The organism is Nocardioides sp. (genome assembly GCF_031422975.1).
Classification (GTDB): domain Bacteria; phylum Actinomycetota; class Actinomycetes; order Propionibacteriales; family Nocardioidaceae; genus Nocardioides.
Window position 1 is genome coordinate 1 of record NZ_JANPEO010000549.1, and the last position, 1,799, is coordinate 1,799.

Genomic DNA, 1,799 nt, shown 5'->3' on the forward strand with positions numbered 1-1,799 from the left:
CACGCGTGCTCGACGAGGAGACCGGCAAGAGCCGCGTCGCCGGCGACGTGCACCCCGACGTCTGGGACGTCGCGGCCTACGTCAGCCCCAACCCCGGTGGGGTCGGCCCCATGACCCGCGCGATGCTCCTGACCAACCTCGTCGAGGCGGCGGAGCGCGAGGCGGCCGAGCACGAAGCCCACGGCGATCGCGCCCGCGCCGGTCGCCGCTGATCCACGCGCCGAGGCGTCGACCGTGAGGGTCAGATCAGGCCCAGGCCCTTGACCGCGTCGCGCTCCTCGACGAGCTCGGCGACCGAGGCGTCGATCCTCGCCCGCGAGAAGTCGTCGATGTCCAGGCCCTGCACGATCTCCCAGCGACCGTCGCGCACCGTGACGGGGAAGGACGACACGATCCCCTCCGGCACGCCGTAGGACCCGTCCGAGCGCACGGCCATCGAGACCCAGTCGCCCTCGGGCGTGCCCTGCACCCAGGTGCGGGCGTGGTCGACGGTGGCCGAGGCGGCGGATGCCGCGGACGAGGCACCGCGCGCCGCGATGATCGCCGCGCCACGCTTGGCGACGGTCGGGATGAAGGTGTCGGCGAGCCAGTCCTGGTCGCCCACGGCCTCGGCGGCGTTGCGGCCACCGACCTCGGCGTGGAACAGGTCGGGGTACTGCGTCGCGGAGTGGTTGCCCCAGATCGTCATCTTCTTGATCTCGGTGACCGGCACGCCGAGCTTGGCCGCGAGCTGCGAGATCGCGCGGTTGTGGTCGAGGCGGGTCAGTGCGGAGAAGCGCTCGGTGGGGATGTCGGGGGCGTTCGACATCGCGATGAGCGCGTTGGTGTTGGCCGGGTTGCCCGTCACCGTGATGCGCACGTCGTCGGCCGCGACGTCGTTGAGGGCTTTGCCCTGCGGGGCGAAGATGCCGCCGTTGGCCTCGAGCAGGTCACCGCGCTCCATGCCCGGCCCGCGCGGTCGCGCCCCGACCAGGAGCGCGAGGTTGACCCCGTCGAAGACCGTGCTCGCGTCGTCGCCGATCTGCACGCCGGCGAGCGTCGGGAACGCGCAGTCGTCGAGCTCCATCACCACGCCCTCGAGGGCCTTGAGCGCGGGCGTGATCTCGAGCAGGCGCAGCTCGACCGGGGTGTCGGGGCCGAGCAGCGCCCCGCTGGCGATGCGGAACAGGAGGCTGTAGCCGATCTGGCCGGCGGCGCCGGTGACGGCGACCTTGACGGGCGTGCTGCTCACGGTGGTACCCCTTCGTTCGCGAGGACTTCTGGTCGGGTTCGACGCTATCAGCGCGCGCACGTGGCGCCACGGCGGGCGGTGTGGTGAGGTGACGCCTGTGATGAGTGCTGCGCCGAGCGGGCGGGACCTGCGACCCCTGGCGACCGCCCTGGTCACCGCGGCCCTGTCGCTCGGCCTGGTCATCGCCGCCGCGCGCTGGGGCTGGATGGGCCCGGACGTCGGTCGCGGCGACGGCTTCTGCGAGGCAGCACGCCCCGGGTGGATCCGCCAGCCCGCCAACACGTGGAGCAACCTCGGGTTCGTGATCGCGGGCCTCGCCGTCGCCTGGTATGCCGGTGACCGCCTCCGTCTCGGCCTCACCCTGGGTGCCCACCCGGGTCTCGCCACGGCATACGCCGTGCTCGTGGTGCTGCTCGGCCCGGGCAGCATGGCGATGCACGCGACGCAGACCGACCTCGGCGGGCACCTCGACCTGCTGAGCATGTTCCTCGTGTCGGGGTTCGCCCTGTCCTACGCGCTGATGCGCTACCTCGGGCGGGGGCCGACCCTCCTGGCCGTCGTCTTTGCG

The 1,799-nt window shown here is 72.7% G+C and carries 1 protein-coding gene and 2 pseudogenes; 2 read left to right on the forward strand and 1 reads right to left on the reverse strand.

What is annotated here, in order from left to right; all coding sequences use genetic code 11:
- Positions 1-212, forward strand: a pseudogene (locus RMO85_RS16430) (hypothetical protein); the annotation flags it as partial.
- Positions 213-241: 29 nt separating this feature from the next.
- On the opposite strand, the gene RMO85_RS16435 reads toward RMO85_RS16430, so the two are convergent.
- Positions 242-1,231, reverse strand: a complete 990-nt coding sequence (locus RMO85_RS16435) for a malate dehydrogenase (RefSeq protein WP_310529798.1) — start codon at positions 1,229-1,231, stop codon at positions 242-244.
- A gap of 100 nt (positions 1,232-1,331) precedes the next feature.
- Between RMO85_RS16435 and RMO85_RS16440 the strand changes: the two are divergent.
- Positions 1,332-1,799, forward strand: a pseudogene (locus tag RMO85_RS16440) (hypothetical protein); the annotation flags it as partial.